Annotated in this window: 21 protein-coding genes; 10 read left to right on the forward strand and 11 right to left on the reverse strand. The window is 43.4% G+C overall.

Features of this window, described 5'->3' with window-relative positions; all coding sequences use genetic code 11:
• The first annotated feature begins 50 nt into the window (after nt 1–50).
• Nucleotides 51–791 (forward strand): rhodanese-like domain-containing protein, encoded by a 741-nt coding sequence (locus tag GWP43_RS00325; protein WP_162661973.1) that lies wholly within the window; start codon nt 51–53, stop codon nt 789–791.
• 141 nt (nt 792–932) lie between these two features.
• Here GWP43_RS00325 and map read toward each other — a convergent pair whose 3' ends face one another.
• The 3 genes from map to GWP43_RS00340 all read right to left on the reverse strand — a co-directional run bounded on the left by map (nt 933) and on the right by GWP43_RS00340 (nt 3,077).
• A complete protein-coding gene (gene map, locus GWP43_RS00330; protein ID WP_162661974.1) occupies nt 933–1,697 on the reverse strand; it encodes a type I methionyl aminopeptidase in 765 nt (254 codons plus the stop codon).
• 80 nt (nt 1,698–1,777) lie between these two features.
• Nucleotides 1,778–2,698, reverse strand: coding sequence for a J domain-containing protein (locus GWP43_RS00335; RefSeq protein ID WP_162664695.1), 921 nt, complete (start codon nt 2,696–2,698; stop codon nt 1,778–1,780).
• Nucleotides 2,667–3,077 (reverse strand): hypothetical protein, encoded by a 411-nt coding sequence (locus GWP43_RS00340; RefSeq protein WP_162661975.1) that lies wholly within the window; start codon nt 3,075–3,077, stop codon nt 2,667–2,669. Before GWP43_RS00340 ends, GWP43_RS00335 begins: the two co-directional genes overlap by 32 nt.
• Nucleotides 3,078–3,237: 160 nt before the next feature.
• On the opposite strand from GWP43_RS00340, the gene GWP43_RS14330 reads away from it, so the two are divergent.
• From GWP43_RS14330 to GWP43_RS14340, 3 genes are read left to right on the forward strand one after another with little or no spacing between them, the layout of a single operon-like run.
• Complete coding sequence (locus GWP43_RS14330; protein WP_230977777.1) at nt 3,238–4,107, forward strand: small ribosomal subunit Rsm22 family protein; 870 nt, start codon at nt 3,238–3,240, stop codon at nt 4,105–4,107.
• Nucleotides 4,067–4,261, forward strand: coding sequence for a small ribosomal subunit Rsm22 family protein (locus tag GWP43_RS14335; RefSeq protein WP_230977778.1), 195 nt, complete (start codon nt 4,067–4,069; stop codon nt 4,259–4,261). Before GWP43_RS14330 ends, GWP43_RS14335 begins: the two co-directional genes overlap by 41 nt.
• Nucleotides 4,252–4,659 (forward strand): hypothetical protein, encoded by a 408-nt coding sequence (locus GWP43_RS14340; RefSeq protein WP_230977780.1) that lies wholly within the window; start codon nt 4,252–4,254, stop codon nt 4,657–4,659. Before GWP43_RS14335 ends, GWP43_RS14340 begins: the two co-directional genes overlap by 10 nt.
• Before the next feature lie 102 nt (nt 4,660–4,761).
• Here GWP43_RS14340 and GWP43_RS00350 read toward each other — a convergent pair whose 3' ends face one another.
• A complete protein-coding gene (locus tag GWP43_RS00350) occupies nt 4,762–6,327 on the reverse strand; it encodes a phosphohexomutase domain-containing protein (protein WP_162661976.1) in 1,566 nt (521 codons plus the stop codon).
• 155 nt (nt 6,328–6,482) lie between these two features.
• Here GWP43_RS00350 and GWP43_RS00355 point away from each other — a divergent pair, with 155 nt between their 5' ends.
• Nucleotides 6,483–7,457: a M23 family metallopeptidase gene (locus tag GWP43_RS00355; protein ID WP_203232423.1), complete on the forward strand. Its 975-nt coding sequence runs from the start codon at nt 6,483–6,485 to the stop codon at nt 7,455–7,457.
• A gap of 203 nt (nt 7,458–7,660) precedes the next feature.
• Here GWP43_RS00355 and GWP43_RS00365 read toward each other — a convergent pair whose 3' ends face one another.
• From GWP43_RS00365 to GWP43_RS00385, 5 genes are read right to left on the reverse strand one after another with little or no spacing between them, the layout of a single operon-like run.
• On the reverse strand, nt 7,661–9,004 hold the full coding sequence (locus GWP43_RS00365) for an MATE family efflux transporter (protein ID WP_162661978.1): 1,344 nt from the start codon (nt 9,002–9,004) through the stop codon (nt 7,661–7,663).
• 22 nt (nt 9,005–9,026) lie between these two features.
• The gene (locus tag GWP43_RS00370; protein ID WP_162661979.1) at nt 9,027–10,946 is read right to left on the reverse strand and encodes a serine hydrolase domain-containing protein; all 1,920 of its coding nucleotides are present in this window, start codon (nt 10,944–10,946) and stop codon (nt 9,027–9,029) included.
• Nucleotides 10,939–13,053: an ATP-binding cassette domain-containing protein gene (locus GWP43_RS00375; RefSeq protein ID WP_162661980.1), complete on the reverse strand. Its 2,115-nt coding sequence runs from the start codon at nt 13,051–13,053 to the stop codon at nt 10,939–10,941. Before GWP43_RS00375 ends, GWP43_RS00370 begins: the two co-directional genes overlap by 8 nt.
• A complete protein-coding gene (locus tag GWP43_RS00380) occupies nt 13,050–13,748 on the reverse strand; it encodes an energy-coupling factor transporter transmembrane component T (protein WP_162661981.1) in 699 nt (232 codons plus the stop codon). Before GWP43_RS00380 ends, GWP43_RS00375 begins: the two co-directional genes overlap by 4 nt.
• Before the next feature lie 4 nt (nt 13,749–13,752).
• Nucleotides 13,753–14,346 (reverse strand): MptD family putative ECF transporter S component, encoded by a 594-nt coding sequence (locus GWP43_RS00385; RefSeq protein ID WP_162661982.1) that lies wholly within the window; start codon nt 14,344–14,346, stop codon nt 13,753–13,755.
• Nucleotides 14,347–14,669: 323 nt separating this feature from the next.
• On the opposite strand from GWP43_RS00385, the gene GWP43_RS00390 reads away from it, so the two are divergent.
• The 4 genes from GWP43_RS00390 to GWP43_RS00405 all read left to right on the forward strand — a co-directional run bounded on the left by GWP43_RS00390 (nt 14,670) and on the right by GWP43_RS00405 (nt 20,550).
• Nucleotides 14,670–17,735, forward strand: coding sequence for an Eco57I restriction-modification methylase domain-containing protein (locus tag GWP43_RS00390; RefSeq protein WP_162661983.1), 3,066 nt, complete (start codon nt 14,670–14,672; stop codon nt 17,733–17,735).
• A gap of 129 nt (nt 17,736–17,864) precedes the next feature.
• A complete protein-coding gene (locus tag GWP43_RS00395; RefSeq protein WP_162661984.1) occupies nt 17,865–19,193 on the forward strand; it encodes a hypothetical protein in 1,329 nt (442 codons plus the stop codon).
• The gene (locus GWP43_RS00400; protein ID WP_162661985.1) at nt 19,156–20,211 is read left to right on the forward strand and encodes a hypothetical protein; all 1,056 of its coding nucleotides are present in this window, start codon (nt 19,156–19,158) and stop codon (nt 20,209–20,211) included. The genes GWP43_RS00395 and GWP43_RS00400 overlap by 38 nt, the downstream gene beginning before the upstream one ends.
• Nucleotides 20,212–20,295: 84 nt before the next feature.
• Nucleotides 20,296–20,550, forward strand: a complete 255-nt coding sequence (locus GWP43_RS00405; protein WP_230977782.1) for a hypothetical protein — start codon at nt 20,296–20,298, stop codon at nt 20,548–20,550.
• Nucleotides 20,551–20,567: 17 nt separating this feature from the next.
• Here GWP43_RS00405 and GWP43_RS00410 read toward each other — a convergent pair whose 3' ends face one another.
• Nucleotides 20,568–21,173 (reverse strand): alpha/beta hydrolase, encoded by a 606-nt coding sequence (locus GWP43_RS00410; protein ID WP_162661986.1) that lies wholly within the window; start codon nt 21,171–21,173, stop codon nt 20,568–20,570.
• 97 nt (nt 21,174–21,270) lie between these two features.
• Entirely contained in the window at nt 21,271–21,840 is a 570-nt protein-coding gene (locus GWP43_RS00415) for a 2'-5' RNA ligase family protein (protein ID WP_162661987.1), read from the reverse strand.
• Here GWP43_RS00415 and GWP43_RS00420 point away from each other — a divergent pair.
• A complete protein-coding gene (locus GWP43_RS00420) occupies nt 21,808–22,047 on the forward strand; it encodes a hypothetical protein (RefSeq protein WP_162661899.1) in 240 nt (79 codons plus the stop codon). The two genes, GWP43_RS00415 and GWP43_RS00420, sit on opposite strands and share 33 nt — an antisense overlap.
• Nucleotides 22,048–22,071: the final 24 nt, after the last annotated feature.

Raw genomic sequence — 22,071 nt, forward strand, 5'->3', positions numbered from 1 at the left:
GGTACCGCTACCGGGTTGTTTTACTACATCCTGACATAGAGGAGTCCGAAATGTATAGTCGGAAAATTGATCTTAAAAAGATAAGTGTCCTTATATATGCACTGGTCTGTATTATGCTGTTGGGAAATGCCTGTACAGCGCAAGAAGGCAAAAGCGATTCGAAGGGTATGACAGCTATCACGGACATGAAAGGCGCCGAGCTGGACACCATTATGAACGACAAGGCGGAAAAAGAGCAGTATCTTGTTATCGATGTGCGTGAAAAATATGAGTATGATGCAGGGCATGTCCGCTATGCAATCAACATCAGCCTTAACGATATCGGTAACAGACTGAGTGATATTGCCGACCTCAAGGATAAAAATATTATCGTTATTTGTAGAAGTGGAAGACGGAGCCGAGCAGCTGCAGAAATCTTACAAAAGAACGGATTTAAAAAACTGTTCAACGCGGATGGAGTCGGCAGCTACTCTTATAAATCGCTCACCAAAGTCGCAAATGTACGGGGAAAGCAGATGCAGGAGTTGGTAAATACCGGAAGATATTCGGTGGTCGATGCCCGGGAACCTGCGGACTATGCCGTTTCGCATTTAAAGGGCGCGATATCGGGGAATGCGGATACCTTTGCTGAATTACTCCCCAAACTGCCTAAAGACAAACCGGTACTGACCTACTGCTATTCCGGCAACCGCGCTTTTGCCGTTGCGGAAAAATTAGCAGCTGCAGGATACACGGTGATAAACAGTTTAGACGGCACCAACGAATACTCAGCCTTTGAATTGGTAAAATAACGGAAGCTCCCTTGATAGCCGCTAAAAATTTTACCTTTTAGCGGCCTTTCTTGGGCACCTCTAAAAACTCGGTTAGATTTTTAGAGGTGCCCCTTCTGTTTAACTTACAACTAACGTATGATAACTATGCGCTGCGTTTATTTACACTTCACCGGGGGCAAGTTGAGTTAAAATTTCAGTGTGGTCTTCGAAGATGGCAACTGTGTGTTCCATGTGGCAGGAGCAGGACTTGTCGGCGGTGACAACCGTCCATCCATCGGCACGGGTTTTAACATCCGCCGTACCGAGGTTGATCATCGGTTCAATCGCGATTACCATACCGGGTACCAGCCGCGGATTTGGCGCACCACGCTCCGGTACGTTCGGAATATTGGGGTCTTCGTGCACCTTAAGCCCAACTCCGTGTCCGCAGTATTCATATACAACGCCGTATTTATACTGCCGCGCTAAATCATATACCGCGCGGGATATCGCATTTACACGCTTCCCTGCCTGACAGGCGGCAATTCCTGCGTAGAGGCAGTCGGTAGTAACCTTTAAGAGCTGGGCTCGTTCAGGGCTTACATTTCCGACTGGTACCGTTACGCACGAATCGCTGATGTATCCGTTGAGGTCAATACCGATATCCAGCGATACGAGGTCTCCTTCCCGTACGATTTTCTTTTTGCTGGGAATGCCGTGAATAACTTCTTCATTGATGGAGATACAGGCTGCCCCCGGAAAATCTTCTGCATACCATGCGGGAACGCCGCCGATACTCTTAATGTACTCAACACAAAAGTCATCCAGCGCTTTAGTGGTTATGCCAGGTTGCACACGAGGAGTCAGCTCTTTAAAGAGCCGTGCCAATGCCTTACAGGATAGGCGAATGCCGTCTATCTGTTCCTTTGTCTTAATCCGTATCATATATTCCTTACCTTTTGCGCAGCCTTACCGTCTTAGGAGGATACACCGGTTATCTTGTGTTAAGGATATCCGGCATACCGTTAACGCCAAAGCTGCTGCTGATAGTTTTTTTTCAACTTTGTTATACCGCGGATACGGGGGTTCATCCGCACGGATGCCGCTGCACATCCGTCACCGGTGCTAAAATCACCCATCCGGTAATAAATTTCCGCCATCTTTTTTAATATTTCCGCATTATCCGCTTTACTCAACCCAAAATCAAGCGCGGCTTCGCAGCAATCGAGCAGTAGATCATCGGCAAGGGCATAGATAAGTTTCTCGCGGATAAGTTTGCGGGCGAGGATAAGAACTTCGGGGAAAAAATGGCGGAAATATGCCTGCTTCTGCTCTTCGCGGATAATCCGGTCAAGCAGCAAAAAAGACTCATAATAGTGATCGCGGAAATACAATTCCTCTGCAAGAACAAAACCGCAATCCATAAAATCTCCTCTGCTAAAGTAATGGCGGAGCGAAAACGAAGGCTGTACCGACCGAAGCCGTAAAAATTCCTGTACTGCTTCGTCTTCTGCATTATGGAAAAGGTCAAAAAAAATCAGCGTAGCTCTGCTTTCAGGATCTGCCCGCTCTTTTAACCAGGTGCGGTAATCAAAACTTTCACCTTTTTTGGCTGTCTTATTATAGAAAAAATCAAACTCGACCCGACGTTTTACATCGAGCAATGCTTCATAGGCGCGGATAAGCCGCATCAGCTTTTGCTCATTTGCTCTTTTGCCGCCGGTATTCCGAATATTATGCGGAATATCGGGATGCAATTCTTTAGCTTTTTTTCTAAATGCCCGTTTAATTTCTGCGGTCGAAGCAGAAGGAGAAATATCTAAAATCTTATAATAATCTTCTATTTCTAGAACTTGATGAGCTGATCGATTCCTGCGTCCTTCTTCGCTATCCTGCTGTCCGCTTTCCGCCTTACTACCCAATATTTGCCCCCGCACGGCGAGCATCCGCAGCATTCCGCAATGTATCGAAGTAGTCAATCATAAAACCGCAGCTTTCCAATGCATTCATCACATTCCGAGTAAATTTATCCGAAAACAAGCCGCGGCTTACGGTCAGAACGCAGCCCTTACAGCCTTCTTTCAGGCCGTGTTCTTTTAGGATGGTTACAACAGCAGAATCGGGGTTGGAGGTAAAAAGCGGTTTTTCGGCGCAGAAAACGACAATATACTCGTACATATTAAGCCGATCGGTATCGGCCAACGCATATCCGTTCAAAACGCGAACGTCATCACACCGATTATGAGCCGCCTCTTTTAAGGCTTCCAGAAGAAGCTGTGTTTGTGCCTTTTCTCCTTTATCAAAATACACTAATACTGCTGTCATAATGATATCATAATAAAAAAAATTTTTTTATTATGCAAGCGTCCATCTTTTGAAAATAGCAAAACGTTGAATATTGAAAACCTCTAGAAGCTATCACAAAAATCCATGTACGTTTGCAAAAGACGCTTGTTTTTTCTATAATGCTAAGATGATAATGAGTATGCAAAAACCGTTCTACGAAAAATTCGTTAAAAAAACCGCCTCGCCCCAGACGCAAGATAAAGCGGATCATGTTCAGTCAAAAGAAAGCCGTCAGAACCATCAATCAAAAGACAAAAAGCAATATACAAAAGTTTTCGGTGAGAAGCTCAATCAAAAAAATGAGAAATTGCGTGGAAGCCGAAACAGTACGCCTTATACCTTTGGAAAACCTGTTTTTTCCGGACTTACGTCAGAAGCAAAAAATATCTTAGAGTATTTTCCTATGTTGTTGGATCAGGTTTTACCGCTTGATGCAAAAAAGAAACAACTGTTACCGCAGCATATTCACACGCTTTTCCATGAACTAACGGATGAGCGAAGCAGCAGAAAAACGCACTATTTAAATGATCCGGTAAAGCTTTCTGCATACACGCACTATTATGTGTGGTGGAATTTAGTGCGGCTTACGAAACTTCTGCAGAATCTTGAGATCCCGCTTGATGACGGCGATTATGCGGCAGATTTCGGTTCGGGGCCGCTTACTTTGGTCTGCGCTTTGTGGATTGCAAAACCGAAGCTACGGAAAAAACGGCTGACATGGTATTGTGTAGATATTTCCAATAAAGCGCTCAGCTTCGGAGAAGAGCTTTTTTTAGCGCTCTGTGCATACACCGGTAAAAAGGACAACGGAGAAATTCCCTGGACTGTTAAGAAGGTATGCGGAGCATTCGGTACGCCATTGTCCGAAAAAGTGTCACTGATAACGGAAGCAAATATGTTCAATGAGATATTTTGGAACAGTTCGCTTTCTCTTGATGACCAAGCCGAAAAAAACGCACCGTACGGTTATGCACTATCTCAAGCCAGCCGGTTCGGTTCTGTTCATTGAACCGGGGATACCGCTTGCAGGCGAGTTTTTAAGCCTGTTGAGGACGGAATTTTTAGGGACCGGTTTTTCTATATATGCGCCGTGTCCCCATGCCGGAGTTTGTTGTTTCCCCAATCGTCCTCTCTCCAAACTGGAACGGCGAAAATGCCGATAGCGTTTCATAAATGGTGCCACTTTACTTTTGAAACACACGATTCACCTGAGAATCTTCTCCGCCTTTCGGAAGCATCCCATTTGGGAAAAGAGCGTGCAAGTTTAAGTTTTTTATACGGCACGTTATCCTCATCTGCCTTATCTTCCGGCAATGCAGAGAAGGCTTCTTCCGAGGGAATACCGGTGCGCATCTGTTCGGATATCATCAAACCGGATCCGCAAACTATCGGTAGATATGCCTGTTCGGAAAAAGGATTTATGTTCATTACCGGTCATGCGTACAAAGAATCGGTGTTAAACACCGCCGTATCGGGCACACTGCTTATCCTGCCGGAAGAGGCCGTTAAATTTCATCAACGGGATAAAAAGACCCATGCGCTTTTGGTAGAAGTGCCGTAAAAGTGGAGAGAAACGATTAGTTCGAAATTGCTATGGATACCATCATGGTTGACGCATCTACCGTTTCGTTTCCCTGTGCATTTATCCTTCGCTGTCCTTTACTTACTCCAGGGCGCTTATATCAAGCCGGTCAAAACCTTCCAGTAATGTGCGGGCGATAGCTTTCAACTTTGCAAGATCACCTTTTCGGCTGCTTTCGATGTTCAGCGGCATAACGGGGTCGTGCAAGGATAAGCGGAGTAGCATCCAGCCCTGTGCTTCTGTGCTTTTAAACGAAATACGCACCCCTTCATACGATTGCGGCAGTTCAAAGCCTGCTTTTTCGGCGCGCTCTTTAAATGCTTGTAGTATCTTCGTTCCGTATTCTTTAAAATCTTCGCCGCGAATCTTAAAGCGCAATTCCGTTTCTTCTACCATCGGCGGCAGCTTCTCAATTAGACTTTCGATATTTTTTCCTGCGTGCTTTGCGTTCGCAAGCGCCGTAACCAGCTTTACCGCAAGGAAAGCGCCGTCATCGAGATAGTAATTGTCTTTCAGTGCGCCGTGTCCGGACGTTTCCATCGCCAGCGGGCTGATAATCCCCTGCTCATTCAATTCACGGCATTTGTTAATTACGTTTTTGTAGCCGCGCATATATCGCAGATGGGTAAGCCCCAGCTCCTGCTCAAGGAAGAAGGTGAGCCGGTCGGAAGTTACCGAATCGGTAACGATGGTACTGTGCGGATAGTCGGGTGCAAGGATTGCCGCCGTCATTGCGATAATTGCATCGCGGTTGACTTCCGTTCCGTCGGACAGCACTGCCGACATACGGTCAACATCCGTATCGAAAATCAGACCTAAATCGGAATGGCTTTGCACGGTAGCGGTTTTAGCCGCTTCCATCGCTGCCTTGTTTTCGGGATTGGGAATGTGATTGGGAAAGGTGCCGTCCGGCTCAAGGAAGCGGCTGCCGCTTGTATCGGCGCCAAGCTCTTTTAATACCTGCTCCGCGAAAAAGCCGCCCGCACCGTTTCCGGCATCGACCGCAATTTTTAAGTTTGCAAGCGGCTTTTCGGCATGGAAGCTCAAGCCTTTCCGGATGGCGTCTTGCAGGTGTTTTGAGTAGCGCGCAATTAAATCGAATGACCGGTATTTCGGGGAGCCGTTGTCTCCGGTAGTCTGTTGAGCGGCACTATCCGGCGAAATGGCAGTACTGTGTTGTGCTGTAGCATCATGCTGTGCGGCGGCACTGCGTAAAATTTCTGTGATATCGGCGCGTTCAAGCCCGCCGGATTTATCGAAGAACTTGAACCCGTTACGGTTGAAGGGGAGGTGGCTTGCGGTAATCATAATTGAGCCGTCAAAGTTTGTTTCTTCAAACACGGTACCCATAAACATTGCCGGTGTGGTAGCAAGCGAGCAGCGCACGATAGTAACCCGCTGCGCCGCAAGTCCTTCGACGAGTGCATTTTCAAGCGCTTCGCCGGAAAGCCGGGAATCCCGTCCGATACCGATTACCAGCGTATCCGTGCTGCGTCCTGTTTTTGCGGAAAGCCAGAGCGCAAACGCCGCGCCGATGTTCCGGCAGACTCCGGTCGTTAAATTTACGTGTTCGCCATCAACGCCTTCCAGCGCAACGCCGCGGATATCGCTGCCGTTTTGCAGCTTCAAAAAATCATGTTCGTTCATAGTGCTTTTATTATAGCAAAAAAGTGCGTGTGGGGTAGAGGGGAAAGCGCGGCTTTTAGTCGGGGAGAGCCCCCTCGCAAAATGATGATCTGATGATATAGCTTGCTTGATATATAAAACTGCGGTACCATTAGGGAATGAGCAGGAATATAAACATGAACAAAAGATTTTTTTATTGGTTTATTATCAGCATTGCTGTTGCGGCACAGTTATTTGCAGTTGAGACGGTGCGTTTTCAGGAGCAGACTTACAGCGGTTCTGTAACGTACAACGAAAAGGCTCAGCAGGGAGACGCGGTGTTCGTGCGTCTTTCGATGAAGGTGCCCGAAACAACGTCTGATAAGACTTCACAAAAGCCTACCGCCGTTTTGCAGCTCTTTAAGGGAAAAGAGCGGGCTGCTACCGCGCAGTTTTTCTTTACAAATCCCCAAAATCGCAGTGCGGAAACGGCTGAGATGCTTGCGGGTATTCCGCTTTCGACATGGCTTTCCGGTGAGGAGACGTATTCACTTAAAGTGATTATTTCAACAGGGGATGCACAGAAAAAAGAAATAACGCTGCCATTCAGTATTCAGAAAAAACAATTTGTTTCCGAGCGTATTGTGCTCGATGCAAGAAATACAGGAATTAGGAAGGATGTGAGTCCTGAACGTCGTGCACAAAGCGAAAAACTCAATAAAATTCTTGAAACGGTAATACCGCAGGATGTGTATACATTGAAGCCCTTTACAATACCGGTAGATTCAAAACGGATAACGTCCGGTTTTGGGGATCGCCGTGTCTTTGAATACACTGACAAAAAGACAAGCACTTCGTTGCATTATGGAATAGATTATGGTGTACCGACAGGGACTCCCGTTCATTCCTGTGCCGAGGGAAAGGTTGTGCTGGCGGAGAACCGTATTTCTACCGGCTGGAGCGTTGTGGTAGAACATTTACCCGGACTTTACAGTCTCTATTACCACATGGATTCACTGAACGTGCAAGAAGGTCAATATGTCAAACAAGGGGAAAAGCTTGGCCTTTCAGGTGCAACGGGACTTGCAACCGGTCCGCATCTGCACTGGGAAGTGCGGCTGAATATGGGGGCTGTAAATCCCGAATTCTTTTTGAAAGAGTTTGCGTTTTGACTTTGATGTCTTCCGATACATCATCAGAAAATCTTTATACATTTTTTATCCGTATAAGTATTTTATATCTCCGTCTCGAATAAGCTCGGCTGATAGTGCTTATACGTTTTACTTTCGACGGCGTAGCTGGTGCTGATGAGTTTTTTAATCCGAATGCTGCAAAGTTCTGTGCAAAGAATTTGGTAAAATTGCTCCATTCCGGATCAAATCCTTTCCAGTACTTTGTATTCCTTTATAAGCAAAACGAGCGAAAATACCAAAATGACGATGTCGTTTAAGGGGAGCGCTACCCACACGCCGACGACGTTTCCGCCCAGCAATACGGGAACTAAAAGCACTAAGGGAACGACGAGTGCAAGCTGTCTGAACACGACAAGTAAGCCCGCCTGCTTTGCTTTTCCCAACGATTGCAAATACGTGAGTGTCATAATAAGAAGACCGTAGGTGGGAAAAACGGCGAACATAAGACGGAAGTTCGTTATTCCTTTAGCAACGATGTCCGCTTGTGTAATAAATGCCGACAAAATCCCGCGCGCAAAACATTCTATAACGAGCCAAAATACAAGCGATAAACACGTAGAGCCTGCGATAAAAACGTTTGTCAGTTTTTTTACGCGGTCATAATTTTTTGCCCCGTAGTTCGTTCCGACGGCGGGCTGTAAACCTTGGCTCATACCCCACACGGGCACAAAGGCAAGCTGCATAACGCGCAAAGCGGCTCCCATTAAAGCGATTTGATCGGCGCCGCCGTATTTAACCGCCGTATTGTACACGACCGTCATTTGAATGAGCATCATCACTTGCATGAGCATAGCGCTTACACCGACGGCAAAGGTTTCTCCGGTGAGCTTTTTTTCAAGGCGGAGGGAGTGAAATTTAACGACCGGACTTCTGCGCAAAAAGTACCACAGGGTAACGGCGGCTTGCAGCAGTTGCGACACAACCGTAGCGATTGCAACCGCTTGCGGTCCGAATCCGGGCAACAAGATGATAAAAATCGGATCGAGTATGATATTCAAAACGGCACCGCCTGCCATAATGCCCATAGCAATTCCCATACGTCCTTCGGCGCGCAGCACCATATTGGCGCCTTGCATAAAATTGACAAATACGGAACCGATATACACCGTACGTAAATACGAAACGCCCATATCGAGGACGGCACCTTGCGCTCCGGACAAACGCAAAAATACGGGGGCAAGCGGAATGCCGGCTACCATAACACAGGCGGACATTAAAAGTACTAAAACGCTTAAGTTGCCCATAATTTTATCGACCGTTTGCCAATCTTTAGCGCCGATTGCACGCGAGAGAATCGAACCCGATCCGATGCCGAGCAACACCGCGATGCCGTTGTTAATCAGCACAAAGGGAGACGCTGCAGAAACCGCGCTCATCGCATCCGTTCCCACCATTTGTCCGACGTAAATCGAATCAACAAAGGCATATAAGCCGACTACAAACTGTCCCAAAATTGCCGGAAGACTTAACTTAATCATTAAGCTCCACGGATTTTTGTTTAATAATTCTTCTCTTACCTCACTCATACATACCCCTTATATATAAAAATTACACGGCATGAAAAAAGCCTAAACAAACCGACGAGTACAGCTGCACCGCACAGACGGCGGAAAACATCACTGCCGCAGCGAAACGCTTTTTATAAAACAAGTACACACAGCTGCATATCATGCACAGTGCGCATGCGGTATTTATCGCAACTATAAGATTCATCTGAACCGAATCTATCGTATAAATTGCAAACCAATTGCGCATTCCCACAATTATGCTCACATCCGCAATTAAGCCGCATGCGGTGCATAGAACTTTTGGCAGCCGGTCGAAGCCGGCACGTATAGTAGGTGCGGATTTAATCGTCTGGCGCAGCGAGCGAATGCCCGACACTGCAAGGGCTATACCGGAGCCAAGCCAAAATACAAAGGCTAGTACAAAAGCTGTTACACACGACAGCAAAAAGCCGGTGGTATACATTCCTTTTGCCGGAACATAATCGTGCGCAAGAAAAAAAGTCATGGAAAGGACATCTCCGTTTTCGGTTTTAAAAGCAACGTATTGTTCTTCCGGCAGCGCTTCTTCGCAATAAAAGCGGTTGTTTCCGATTGATCGATACGCGAGGCTTTTACCGTCGCTTCTTTTTTTCAGTACAATACCGTCCGTATTTTGTTGTATGGAAATCATTTGCATATAACCGTTCAGTTTTCCCGCGTGAGTCCATATGGAACGCGCCGGAAAATATTCGCCCGAAAACCGTGCAAAGTCCGCCGTATCGGTACCGGCAGCGGCATTTGTGCCGGCATTTCCATTTGTATTTGCGCTCGTTTCCTTGCCGGCTTGCGTCCGATCGCTTTGAACAAGTTCATTCATAAGACTGCGGCAAAAATCGGATTCCATAACATTCGTTGCAATGAGGATTGCGCGCTCCCGCTCCGGCTGAACCCACAGCTGGGTTTGAAAACCGTAAGTTCCGCCCTCGTGTCCGAATATGCCGTTGTTTTTCGTATACTCCCAAAAGCCGTGCGCAAGCCCCGAAGCGGCTCCGAAAGAACGGTATGTTTCGCCGAACAGCTTGTCCTTCGTCGCAGGATCCGAAAATAAAAGCGAAGGCTCGCCGCTTTTTTTTGCCAATTCGGATGCATATTTTATGAGCGCGTTCGGCGTTCCGTTTAATGAACCTGCGGGGTACAGCCGCAAGCGCATAAAATCTTCTTTGCGAAATCCTTTTTTCGCATACGAGTACCCGTTTATCTTTTTTTTGAGCGTTTCGGCTGTCCACTGCGGTTTTAACTCTGCGTCTTGTATGCCGAGCGGCGCAAAGATGTGTTCGGAAACGTACTCGTCAAAACTTTGACCGCTTACCCGTTCTACGATAAAACCCGCAAGTGCCGCGCCCCAGTTTGAGTACGCCGATACGCTTCCCGGCTCAAATACTTGTGTCGGCTGATGTGCGGACAATACATCGATAAGCGGTTTTACCGGCTGTTCGTTCAAATAACGAAAATCGATTAAATATTCTTCAAAACCTGCGGTATGGTTCATTAAGTCGAGCATGGTAATGGGCGCATCGTATCGTATGTTGTGCAAAAAGTTGTCGGGAAGATAGCGCCGTATGTCCGCGTTAAGGTCAAGCAAGCCTTTTTCTTCAAGTTGCAGTGCGCTTACCCATACGAGCGTTTTGGTAATGGAACCCCACTCAAAAAAATCGGTATCGGGCAGTATGCGCTGTTGTGTGTCGAGGTTTGCGTATCCGTAGCATTTTGAAAAAACGGCAGTACCGTGTTCGGCGATAATAATGCATGCTCCCGGAACGCTCTTTCCAACATAGGATGCAGCTACGCCGTCGACGATGCTTTCGTATCCGCTTTTTACCGGTTGTACATCTTGCGCGGCGGCACAGAGGCAAAGAAAAAATACTGCTGCACGGCATAAACGGCGGAAAACATCACTGAGCGACCGTAACGTTTTATACATGATTTCCCGCCTTTTTGCCCTTGTCTTTGCTGCGTTTGTTTTCGATGTGTGCATTTTTGGTACGTTCATTGTAAAAAACAAAATCGCAAATATCATCGCCGTTGCCGATAGTGCGTGTGCGCGCCCAGCGGATTGTCGGAATGCTTCCGTATACGACATCGTCGCTTTCGCAAAAAATCGCGGTCAGTTCGCTTACTTTATGCTGCGTAAAAATATCGGCATAAAAGCAGCGGCTGCAATCCCATTTGAGCGCGCGGTGGTCGTTTTGTTTCCATGTAAAATCCCAGCCGCTCGGACCGAAAGTCGTTTTTAACGATAGGGGAGCCATAAGACGCATAAGCGAAAAGCCGAACGGCAGTGTACCGATTTTTTGAAACGCCCTTTTTTGTTTTTCCGAATCCGACAGCACGGAAGCGCGCACGGCTTCAAACGCTTGCTCTTTGGTTTTTCCGGCTGCAAGGAGTATTTTGTATGCGGCGACGGCAGGCAGTATTGACTTTTTTAAGTGGCGCGCCAGCATTGCGTTTGCAAAAGATTGTTCGCTTAAAAGGTGTTTATATTCGCTTTCCATACGCAGTACAAGCGCTGCGGTTTTCTCCGCCGAATTGTTCGACAACGTATCAACCAGACTTTTCATCTGAGTTCCGTACAGCAATAATTTTTGTTTTTGCATTTTCGCTCCTTGTCCGGTTTTATTGATATAATCAATATTCATCACGCGCGTGCAGGCTGTTTCTATGAGTTCATAATCGTGGGTAATAACGATTACTAATTTATTTTGCCGTGCAAGTTCTTTAAGCAAACGGGCAACTTGGTGCATACTGTGTAAATCCAAACCGCTGGTAGGCTCGTCAAAGACAAGTAATTGTTTGCCGCAAATCATACTGACCGCCACCGCAAGCCGTTGGCGCTGTCCGCCTGATAAAGCAAGCGGGTGTCTGTCTTTGTATTCATTTAACCCCATAGCGCGCAGTACATGTTCTATTTGTGCTGCATTCGCTTCTTTTATTCCGAGTGTGCATTCGGCTTGTACGCTGTCGGTAAAAAGTTGATGTCCGACATCCTGCATAACCATATACGAAATATTCTTTCGCTCCCGGTTGTTCAAACGGCGAGCGTTTAACCTTACCGTACCGCAAGATTTTTGAAGTCCGCACAGCACTCGTGCCAGCGTCGTTTTTCCCGACCCGTTTTTACCGGTAATTGCAAGGATTTCTCCTGCACGAACTTCAAACGAAACGCCGTTAAGGATTGTGTGTTTTCCGATTTGTACCGACAGGTTTTCCGCTGTTAAAACGGTTGAACCGTTCATTCCGTCAGCCATTTCGCAACGCATATCACACTCTTGGCTGGATTCCGGCACAATGCATGTGCGTGTCCGCAAACCGAACTCGCTGTACGGCTTCTCTGCAAGATCGTTAAATTCGCGTGCGCTCAAATCTTTTTCAATCCTGCCGTTTTTCATAAAAAGCACCCTGTCGATAATATCCGTTACATACCACAGCCGGTGCTCGGATACGATAACCGTCAATCCCCTATTTTTTGCTTTTTTTAAAAGACGCGCCAACTCCAATATGGAGTGATAATCCAAATTGGATGACGGCTCGTCCAACACCAGTACTTTCGGAAAAGCGGCATACGCAGATGCAAAAGCGATTTTTGGTTTTTCGCCACCGGACAGTTCAAAAATGTTTTTACAGCGCAATCGCTGCAAATTTAACTCGGCGGTTACGGCTTCCAAGCGTTCCAAAATGTCGTTTACAGGCATTCCTCGATTTTCCATGCCGAATACGATTTCGCTGTCGGTGTCCGCATTAAAAAACTGCGTGCGCGGATTTTGGAACACCGATCCGACCGTATCCGATATATCCGCTATGGGTGTGGCGGACGTTTCCCTGCCGGCAACGCGGATGCTTCCCGAAAGATTGCCTGAAAAAAAATGCGGTATAAGTCCGTTTATAAGCCTTGTTATTGTCGTTTTGCCGCATCCGCTTGCACCGCACACAAGGACGAATTGTCCTTCCGGTATTGCAAACGAAATATCGTGCACGGCGCCCGTTCCGTTTTCGGTATATGAAAATGAAACCGAATTGAATTCCACCATCATACCGGCAGTACCCCATTTGAGCGTAAAAACAACAGCACAATACCGGCATAAACCGCCAGCACAAGCACATCGAAAACGGAAAACCGCACGGTTTCGATACACGTTCTGCGCTGCACGTGATCGATACCCCTCGTGACAGCAGCTTGTGTAATTTCATCGGAAATTTTTGAAGCGGAAACCAACATCGGTACGTAAATGTATTCCATCGTCTTTATCGGTCGGCGCAGTACGGCCGGAAAAGACGTCGACAATCCGCGAAGTGCCATCGCTTCTTTTATAAACGTCCACTCTTCCTTCATCGTCGGAAAGTATCTGAGCGTAATGCTCAAGGCAACGGCAAAACCTTTGGGAATATGCATTTTATACAGAGCCGCCATAAAGCGGCTTACCTGCGTTGTTGCAATCAAAAAATTCCCAAGCATAAGGCAGGGAATGAGTTTTCTGATGTATACCGAAAACACATAGACGATACTTCCCGCCGTCGCCGGCATAAGCGGCACCAACATGTACTGCAGCGCAACAAGAGCACTGAACAAAAGTCCGTAGGAAAATGCAATTTTCAGCCGTTTTGCCGTACACAGCAAAACAAACGGAAAAACCGCAAACAAACATTCAATGAACAGATTGTCGTTCAAAAATACCGTTATGCCGGTAATCGCCAAAATAAACAATTTTGTTCTCGGATCGAGTTTCATACAACTACACAATACCCGCTTTTTCAAAATGCTTGCGCAAAATGCGTTTGCCGATTAAACCGCCGAGGATGGCGCACAGCAGTGTAATTGCAATCATTGCCGGAAGCACCCATACGCTCGTACCGATTGTGTGAATGATTTGCTCAAAGGCGGCAGTGTTTCCCTTTTTTTTCATAAAAGCGTCAAATTGTGCGGGAAGCAGCGCCATAGGAACGTATGCGCCGAAGGGAGCAAGTGCCATTATGCAATATGCGGTAAGATTTTTTTTAAACGACCGAAAATGCCCCGACGCGCAAATACAATCTGCCGCAATACCGAACAGCACAAAAAAAAGGCTCATCATCCAAAACATGCCGGTGATAAAAAGCAAAATGCCGCCGATAACACCGAGGCAGGTTAATGCGCCGCGCTTCGGAATTTTTGCAACATAGAGCATAAAGACGGTACCTGTAAACAGCGCAATACATGCAGGCATTAAAGGAAACGTGAGCGGCGTCATCTGCGCTATGCCGCCGACAACAAAAGCGACAACCGAATAAATCAGCGAAAAAATTCCTATCGAAATAAAGTCTTTTGTTTGTAATTTTTTTTGTTCCATTGCCGCCTCTTTTCCTGTTTTTAGTATTTTATATCACTGATATATATCAGTGGTATATATTAAACGGAAAAGTTTGTCAAGGACGAATGTTTGGAACAATGTTAGATTTTGTTTCCATAATAACGAGACAATTTTGAAATGATTATATCTTCAAAATTTCTTCGGCCATCAATAATTGTGTGCACTATTACTTTGTCTTCTAAAATTTCATACACAATTCTATAGTAACCTTGAATTAATTCTCTGTATCGTTTTTACAAACTTGTCCGAGTGTGCTATAATGTACGATATATTCAAATACGAAAGCGGAGTAGGAGTAAACGATGTCCATTAAGGCAAAAGACATGACGATGGCGGAACGCAAGGAACGTGTAGCACAGCTGGTAAATCAATTTAAGGAAAATGAGCCATTTTATCTTTCCAAGAATTTTGTGGAAAGCGAAGTGCGCAATAAGTTTATCGATCCGCTGCTTGAATGCCTAAAATGGGATGTCAAAAACGAGAAAGGAGCGCGGCATGACCGGCAGGAGGTTATTACCGAAGACCGTGTAGTGATGAACGGGCAGGTGAAGCATCCCGACTATACGCTCTGTTACGGCGGCGAGCGGAAGATGTATGTGGAAGCAAAGCAGCCGAGTGTTGACCTTAAAACAAATCCCGAACCGGCGCTGCAGGTGCGGCGGTATGCGTATACCTCAAAGATGCCGATTGCGGTGCTGACGGACTTCCAGGAATTGGCGATTTACGATACGCGGATTAAGCCGTCCGAAAAAGACACTGCCGCTACTGCCCGCATTGAGTATCTGACTTACGATCAGCTCTCTGAAAATTTTGAATCGCTGTATGATAAAATCAGTTGGGATGCCGTCGATCTTGGTAAGTTCGATACCTATTACGAAGGGACGAAGGATAAGCGGGGGACGGCAACTGTCGATGATGATATTTTGAATATGATCGAAAAATGGCGGATGGTCCTTGCCGAAGATATTGCGCTGCATAATGACGAAATCGATGCATTCAATTTGACGGGCGCTGTGCAGAAAATTATCGACCGGCTGCTCTTCTTACGGATTTGTGAAGATAAAGAAATTGAAGAAGGAAATCAGCTTAAAAAAATCGCGGAGCAAAAAACGGCTATTTATAAAAATGTGCAGCGGCTTTTTGAAAATGCGAATGCTAAATTCAATGCAGGGTTGTTTGCTTCCGACCAATGGCTTGACGAACTTGCTGTTGCGGATAAAACGCTTATCAGTATTATCAATGCGCTCTATTATCCTGAATGTCAGTATGAGTTCAGCGTACTGCCGGTTGAAATACTCGGTTCCATTTATGAACGCTTTTTGGGAAAGATTATCCGCTTTACGCGCAAAACGAAGAACGGGCACAGCATAGAAATTCTTGAAAAGCCGGAAGTACAAAAAGCTGGGGGTGTGTATTATACGCCGCCTTATATCGTTAAATACATCGTTGAAAACACAATCGGTAAAAAGCTTGCAGGCAGAACGCCTGATGAGGTAAGCCGTTTGCGTTTTGTTGATCCTGCATGCGGTTCGGGGAGTTTTCTTGTCGGGGCGTATCAGTATTTGCTGGACTGGCACTTGGATTGGTATTATGCGGAAGCGCGGCGTGCGCAGGCAGAGAAGAAGGGGCTTATTTACAAGGATGCAGCAACGCAAGGGTATAAGCTGAGCATTGAAGAGAAAAAACGTATTTTACTAAACAATATCTACGGTGTGGATATCGACGCACAGGCGGTGGAGGTAACAAAGCTTTCGCTCTTTTTGAAGCTCTTGGAAAATGAGGGCAAGGCGCTTTCCGCAACGGGACAGGCTGCACTGTTCAGAACGAGCGACATACAGGCAAAAATTTTACCGAATATGTCGCACAATATTAAATGCGGGAACAGCCTTATCGGAACAGATTACTACACGGGCAAGGATTTAACACTGTTCGGCATCGAGGAACAACGCAAGGTGAACGCCTTTGACTGGGATGCTCAGTTCCCGGGCATATTTGCAGACGGCGGTTTTGATTGCGTGATTGGGAATCCGCCGTATGTAAAAGAATATACCGATACAGGCTGCTTTGAAGGTTTACATAATCATCCTTGCTATCAAGGAAAAATGGATTTGTGGTATTTTTTCGGATATCAAGCGATTCGGTTTACAAAAGAAAACGGATTAGTCGGATTTATCGCACCGAATAATTGGATAACAAATGCGGGGGCTTCTTTGTTTAGGGATTTTGTATTGGATAATGCAAAGATAGTAACGTATACGGACTTCGGCAATTACAAGGTATTTGAAACCGCCTCAATTCAAACAATGATATACATTATGCAAAAAACGAAAATGAATGAGTGTTATTCGGTTGAATATTCGCGGCTTAATAATGCCCACGCCGAACTGTCTGAAGTGATTGATTTTTTAGCGGGGAACGGAGAAGAAAATATAACCCGGTTTGAAGCAGAAATTGTAAAAAATGTCTGTAAAGATACATATATTCTCTTTTTGAATAAGAAAAATTCTGTCATTCTTAATCATATAAAAAGAAACAGTAATGCAGGGCTTACAGAAGGCGAAATTGCACAAGGGATTGTAGCGCCCCAAGATTTTTGTAATAGAGCATCAGCTCTAACATTAGGTGATGAAAATCTGCAAGGTACAGGTATATTCAATCTTTCGATGGATGAATATAATGCACTCAATTTATCGTCCGAAGAAAAGGAATTGGTAAAACCTTTTTACACTTCGACGGAGTTGCATAAATATTACGGCAATGCAAATAATAAACTATGGGTGATATATACAACGTCAAAGTTTAAAAATAAAAGCGAAATGAAAGCATATCCAAATCTCAAAGCGCATCTTGACAAATTTATTCAAGTGATTACATCTGATAATAGACCGTATGGGTTGCACCGTGCGCGGGATGAGAAATTTTTCAGAGGAGAAAAGATCGTTTCATTACGGAAAACAGCGGAACCGCGCTTTACCTACACTGATTTTGATTGCTATGTTTCACAGAGTTATAATGTTATTAAAACCGAACGGTTCAATCTTAAATTCTTAACCGCCATATTAAATTCCAATGTGATTAAGTTCTGGCTGCGCTATAAGGGAAAAATGCAAGGGGATAACTTTCAGGTAGATAAAGAACCCCTGCTTGAGTTACCCTTGATTGTCCCAACAGAATCGGAGCAGGCACATTTAAGTGTGTTGGCTGACCAGATGATTACTGCACAGGAACAGCTGAACAGTGCAATATCCGATTCTGATAAGAAATTCTTACAACAGCGGGTTGATATTTTGGATAAGCAGATAAATACTGTTGTATATGGGCTGTATGGCCTGACGGCGGATGAGGTGAAGATTGTGGAGAGGGAGTAGCTATTTGAAATTTTAATTGATAATGGTTAATGTGTAATGGCTAATTATTCAGTGCCGGTATAGCATCTATTACAGAATCCTTTGCGGTTGTGGTGATTAATAAACAGAGCTGCAGAAGGCGCAGAAAAAATGAAGAAGTTGAGGCTTACACAAAAATTTTTTGACTGTCTATATGGTAAAGAGAGAGGTGATAGGATGCCAAATAAAGATTCATTAAAAGAACAATTTTTGATGGTGTTTTCAAATGACGGACACTATCAATGGGCGAATGATTATAAAAAGCAATACATATTTGCTTTAAAGAATTTACATGATAACGAAATTAAAAACTTGCCTGAGAAAATAATTGATAAATCGGCAGATGAGATTTTTAAAGTAGTTGTAGAGTATGATAAAGATTTAAAATTATTTTCTTTTTTCAATAAAAATTACGAAATTTATTCAAAAAAAACAATTGAATTATATACGATAGATTTTAATAATGAAGATTTAACGGGCTTAAAGGCTCTTTCAGAAAAAAATTATTCTTTTGATATTTCAGATGATTGGAAAAATATTGGAATAATTAAAGATAAAGAAGACAATAAGATTTCGTATATCTATGCTCAAAGTTCATATGTAACTTCCAGTACGAAGATAGAATCTGCTTCATTTAATGAAGATATTTGGAAAACTATTGGTAGTATTGCAAGTAAAAAAACAAAACTTTCTTTTGGTAAACTTCTATATATAAATGCAAAAGTTGTGTCACCTAAGAGGAAAATTTTGAAAGTTACATTTGATATAGATAAGAAACTTGTATCTATAAGCTATGATAAGTCTGAAGTAGATGAACAAGGTAAGAAAATAAATGTTTCAGATTCAAATAGAAATGCATTAAATAAAATTATTCCAACATTGCCATTATCACAGGCTACGAAAAAGGAAATTATTGATTCTGTGTCACAAGGTAAGAATCCTTTAATAACTCAAAAATCCTTAGATGGAATATCATTCTGTGCTGATGAAGAAATTCTCGTGATTCCTACAATTCAGAAAATTGATTTGGAAGATAGGCAAACAACCGAGCACAGTGAAAGAATTACTTCTGAAATGTACAACCAAAGGAATTTAGAAATTGAAAGTTCTGCAAAAAAAGAATATGAGCAATACGGAACATTAAAAGAATTCTTTATTCATAACCCTAAGCACAATACGAAAAATAACCAGATAAAACAAATTGAAAAGATGCAGCCAAATTCAGAAAGACTTTCTTTTCATGCATATGTTGTCGTTATAAGAATTGCAAAGGATACTGAAAAGCCTGTAAGCAACGCCGAAAATTTTAAAGGTAAAGTCTTGGACTTGCTTTCAGTTGATTTTGATTATGATAATAATGAAATGACCATTAGAAACAGTAATTATTCAGGAGAGGCGCAAGATGCTCTCATTTATAAAGTTCTTGAATTATCTAAATGAGAATCCGGACAACCTGGTAAATATTCAAAAGGACTCTTTACATACACTTTTATTCTGCAATACACATGATAGATTCATAACTCCGCAGCTAATTTCAAAAGAACTTTATATACGAAAATCTTTTGCAAAAGAAATCTTTATTTCCTTAGCAAAGGGTACTGATTTAAATGTAAAAATCAAATGCAGTAATTGCAATTGTGATAATGATTTTTCATCTTCTTCATGTAAAGAATGCGGAGAATTATTAGAGATTACAGAAGATAATTTATTTGCGAAACTTGCAGGGGTATTATCAGATAAACGAAAGCTTTATGATAATGGAGAAAGCGTGCGGGAAGAACAGTTGTCACAGATGATAACAATTTGGGACAAACAAAAATTTATAGTTTATATGTTGATTGATGTTTCGAATTCTGAGATGATTCAAAATAAAAACAATGAAAACTATAAAAACTATTTAGATTGCTTGCGGGAAGCCGTTAAACAGAGTTTTCTTATTTTAAGAGGAAACTATCTTTGTTTTGGAGAAATCGGCGATTGCTTTAAACTTGGTTTTTCGGATATTAATGATGTAAGAGTTTTTTTAGAGGAAATTGCAAAAATTCATTATAAGAATTTTGAAAGCAACCATTATCCTCCGGCGATTGAGGGGCTTAAACCATATCCATGCTTAAAAATATCAGCCCAATTGCTTGAATTAGGATATTCTCAAAATCCCAAAGATTTATTATCTAAAACGCTTAATGGTGCTTTGGATTTTAATTCGGATTTACTTACAAAATTATTTAGGCTGGATGGAGCAATAAAACTTAATTACGACAATGCTTTTAATGAAAATAATAAAATCTGTGCTTTTATTTTTGATCAGTTAGCAGATAAAATGGGGCTTAAAGGAAAGAAGCAAACAATTAAAGCCGGAAAGCATATCCCTCATAAAGCAGATGTAATAGCAATTACATTTCCCAATGGGAAATTAGAAATTTCGGATAATCCTGAAAAGTTTTTGATAAATAGATAACGATAGAATGTCTCAACAGTTTGATGGTTTTTCGAAATCCCCGAAGAGCATGAAATTAAGCAAGCTGTCAAAAAGAATAAGTTTTTGGCAGCCTCAATAAATTATAATTACAAAGCTCTTTCCCGAATGTCCTACGAAACAGTTATTGAGCAAGTAAAAATGTTGCCGGAACCATTGCTGGTATCTGTTTCACCTTTTATCAAACTGCTTGAATCTGCGCAATGCAATTTTACTGAAAACCATGCCGATCTCGCAAAGCCTAAAAAGAAACAAGCTTTTTTGCATGAGCTGGAGAACTGCATCTTGACCAGAACGCAGTTACCGAATGACACGAGGTAAGCTTGATATGATTTGATCTACTGAATGAATCTTTTAACCCACGTATCTAAAAAATTCATTTGCGCTTCCGTATGAAACCAATGTTCGCCCCTATCAAAAATCGTTAAGCTCGCGTTTATTGTATGTGCAAAATTCGTCATTGTTTCCAAAGAAGTCATATCGTCTTTTTTACCGTAAAGAATGCCGGTAGGAATGTTCCATACTATAGGATTGTTCCTGACAAAAGAAAGATATTCCCACGATAGGGGTTCGCCGAAAGAAGTACTGATTATCTTTTTTGCCCTCAGTTCTTCTTCGGATACCTTTGCCTTTTTCATCATAGTTAAGATTAGATTTTCCATATCGACAATGGGCGAAATAAGCAGGGTTTTTGTGATTTGCTTTTCCGATAAAGAAATCAGAGAAAAATAAGCTCCTATACTGTTTGCGATTAATAAAATTTCACTGTACTTTGGAGCGATAAAATCAAAATAGTGTTGAAATTCTTCTTTAGCCTGCCACGGTAATTCCACTTTATAATCGAATCCTATAACTTCATAATTGTCATTAAAAGGTTTTTTATAATGATTTGCTTCGTCTGCGGAACCGCCTTTTCCGTGCACATATATAACAGCGTTGTTCATTTAAAATAGCTCCTATTCTGCATGTATAAATCCGAAACAATAAATTATTTTAAGAAATCTTCTCAATCGCGCCAACTGATATAAGTAAATTCTAAAGTCAATACATGGGAATTTCCAGAGTAACCCCCGCTTCCCACCTGTTACCTTTCCGCTCAAAAATCGTGATGTTATCAACCGGAAAGTCTTCCGCAAGGTTTAGTTCGTTCATAACCTGAAGCGCCTTCGTCATTATTCCGGTAGGAATATCCCGATTTGCAACAGTTGCGTGAGGCCGGAACGGCTTTTTGTCTTTTTTAGTGCAGCCAGGACAGGTATTCAAAATCGCTTGTATTGTTTTATCACGGAGCTTTGTCCACGCATCACTTGCAACGACATTTGCAAAAAGTGTTCTATCTCCAAACGCATCAAAGTTATCAATATGAGCAGTAAAACCTAAGCCTTTGGGCAAGACTTCTTTTTCAATCGCGCTGATTAAATCAGCTGTTGAATATTCTTCTTGCAATCTGAACGGAGGGACGAGTGTCACATGGATGGGAGTGCCATGCCCTGACTTGCAGCCGTAAACCTCGTTCATATAGCGGCGGCAATCTTCAAGAGTAAGGGTTATATCCTCTGGGAGGAGAACACCGATAAAATGTGTTTGCTGCGAAATGTTGGTTTGTTTCATCTTTATCATTGTAGCAAAGAATTACAGTACATTCCATCTGCTTATATAGTCGATATAATTCTTGGCTATCTGACCGGTATTACCGGAGAATATATTACACCGAAGGGCTATGCCGTCTGCGATGAACATCCGAATGACTTCGCTGTATATGAGGTAGACTTTCCGTATAAAGAGAACTTAAAGCTGCCCGGACAGATTTTTGGGTGAAATTATTTCCTGCCAGCTATTAAA

The sequence above is a fragment of the Treponema vincentii genome (genome assembly GCF_010365865.1).
In the GTDB taxonomy this organism is placed as follows: Bacteria; Spirochaetota; Spirochaetia; order Treponematales; family Treponemataceae; genus Treponema.

Bases quoted from the DNA above. Each gene is read 5' to 3' on its own strand.
- GWP43_RS00375 (WP_162661980.1), bottom strand. From the start codon at position 13,053: ATGATGGTGGAATTCAATTCGGTTTCATTTTCATATACCGAAAACGGA.
- GWP43_RS00325 (WP_162661973.1), top strand. From the start codon at position 51: ATGTATAGTCGGAAAATTGATCTTAAAAAGATAAGTGTCCTTATATAT.
- GWP43_RS00400 (WP_162661985.1), top strand. From the start codon at position 19,156: ATGCTCTCATTTATAAAGTTCTTGAATTATCTAAATGAGAATCCGGAC.
- GWP43_RS00390 (WP_162661983.1), top strand. From the start codon at position 14,670: ATGTCCATTAAGGCAAAAGACATGACGATGGCGGAACGCAAGGAACGT.
- GWP43_RS00415 (WP_162661987.1), bottom strand. From the start codon at position 21,840: ATGAAACAAACCAACATTTCGCAGCAAACACATTTTATCGGTGTTCTC.
- GWP43_RS00340 (WP_162661975.1), bottom strand. From the start codon at position 3,077: ATGACAGCAGTATTAGTGTATTTTGATAAAGGAGAAAAGGCACAAACA.
- GWP43_RS00365 (WP_162661978.1), bottom strand. From the start codon at position 9,004: ATGAGTGAGGTAAGAGAAGAATTATTAAACAAAAATCCGTGGAGCTTA.
- GWP43_RS00420 (WP_162661899.1), top strand. From the start codon at position 21,808: ATGTGTTTGCTGCGAAATGTTGGTTTGTTTCATCTTTATCATTGTAGC.
- GWP43_RS00380 (WP_162661981.1), bottom strand. From the start codon at position 13,748: ATGAAACTCGATCCGAGAACAAAATTGTTTATTTTGGCGATTACCGGC.
- GWP43_RS14340 (WP_230977780.1), top strand. From the start codon at position 4,252: ATGCCGATAGCGTTTCATAAATGGTGCCACTTTACTTTTGAAACACAC.
- GWP43_RS00395 (WP_162661984.1), top strand. From the start codon at position 17,865: ATGAAGAAGTTGAGGCTTACACAAAAATTTTTTGACTGTCTATATGGT.
- GWP43_RS14330 (WP_230977777.1), top strand. From the start codon at position 3,238: ATGCAAAAACCGTTCTACGAAAAATTCGTTAAAAAAACCGCCTCGCCC.
- GWP43_RS00355 (WP_203232423.1), top strand. From the start codon at position 6,483: ATGAACAAAAGATTTTTTTATTGGTTTATTATCAGCATTGCTGTTGCG.
- GWP43_RS00410 (WP_162661986.1), bottom strand. From the start codon at position 21,173: ATGAACAACGCTGTTATATATGTGCACGGAAAAGGCGGTTCCGCAGAC.
- GWP43_RS00370 (WP_162661979.1), bottom strand. From the start codon at position 10,946: ATGTATAAAACGTTACGGTCGCTCAGTGATGTTTTCCGCCGTTTATGC.
- map (WP_162661974.1), bottom strand. From the start codon at position 1,697: ATGATACGGATTAAGACAAAGGAACAGATAGACGGCATTCGCCTATCC.
- GWP43_RS00350 (WP_162661976.1), bottom strand. From the start codon at position 6,327: ATGAACGAACATGATTTTTTGAAGCTGCAAAACGGCAGCGATATCCGC.
- GWP43_RS00385 (WP_162661982.1), bottom strand. From the start codon at position 14,346: ATGGAACAAAAAAAATTACAAACAAAAGACTTTATTTCGATAGGAATT.
- GWP43_RS14335 (WP_230977778.1), top strand. From the start codon at position 4,067: ATGCACTATCTCAAGCCAGCCGGTTCGGTTCTGTTCATTGAACCGGGG.
- GWP43_RS00335 (WP_162664695.1), bottom strand. From the start codon at position 2,698: ATGCTCGCCGTGCGGGGGCAAATATTGGGTAGTAAGGCGGAAAGCGGA.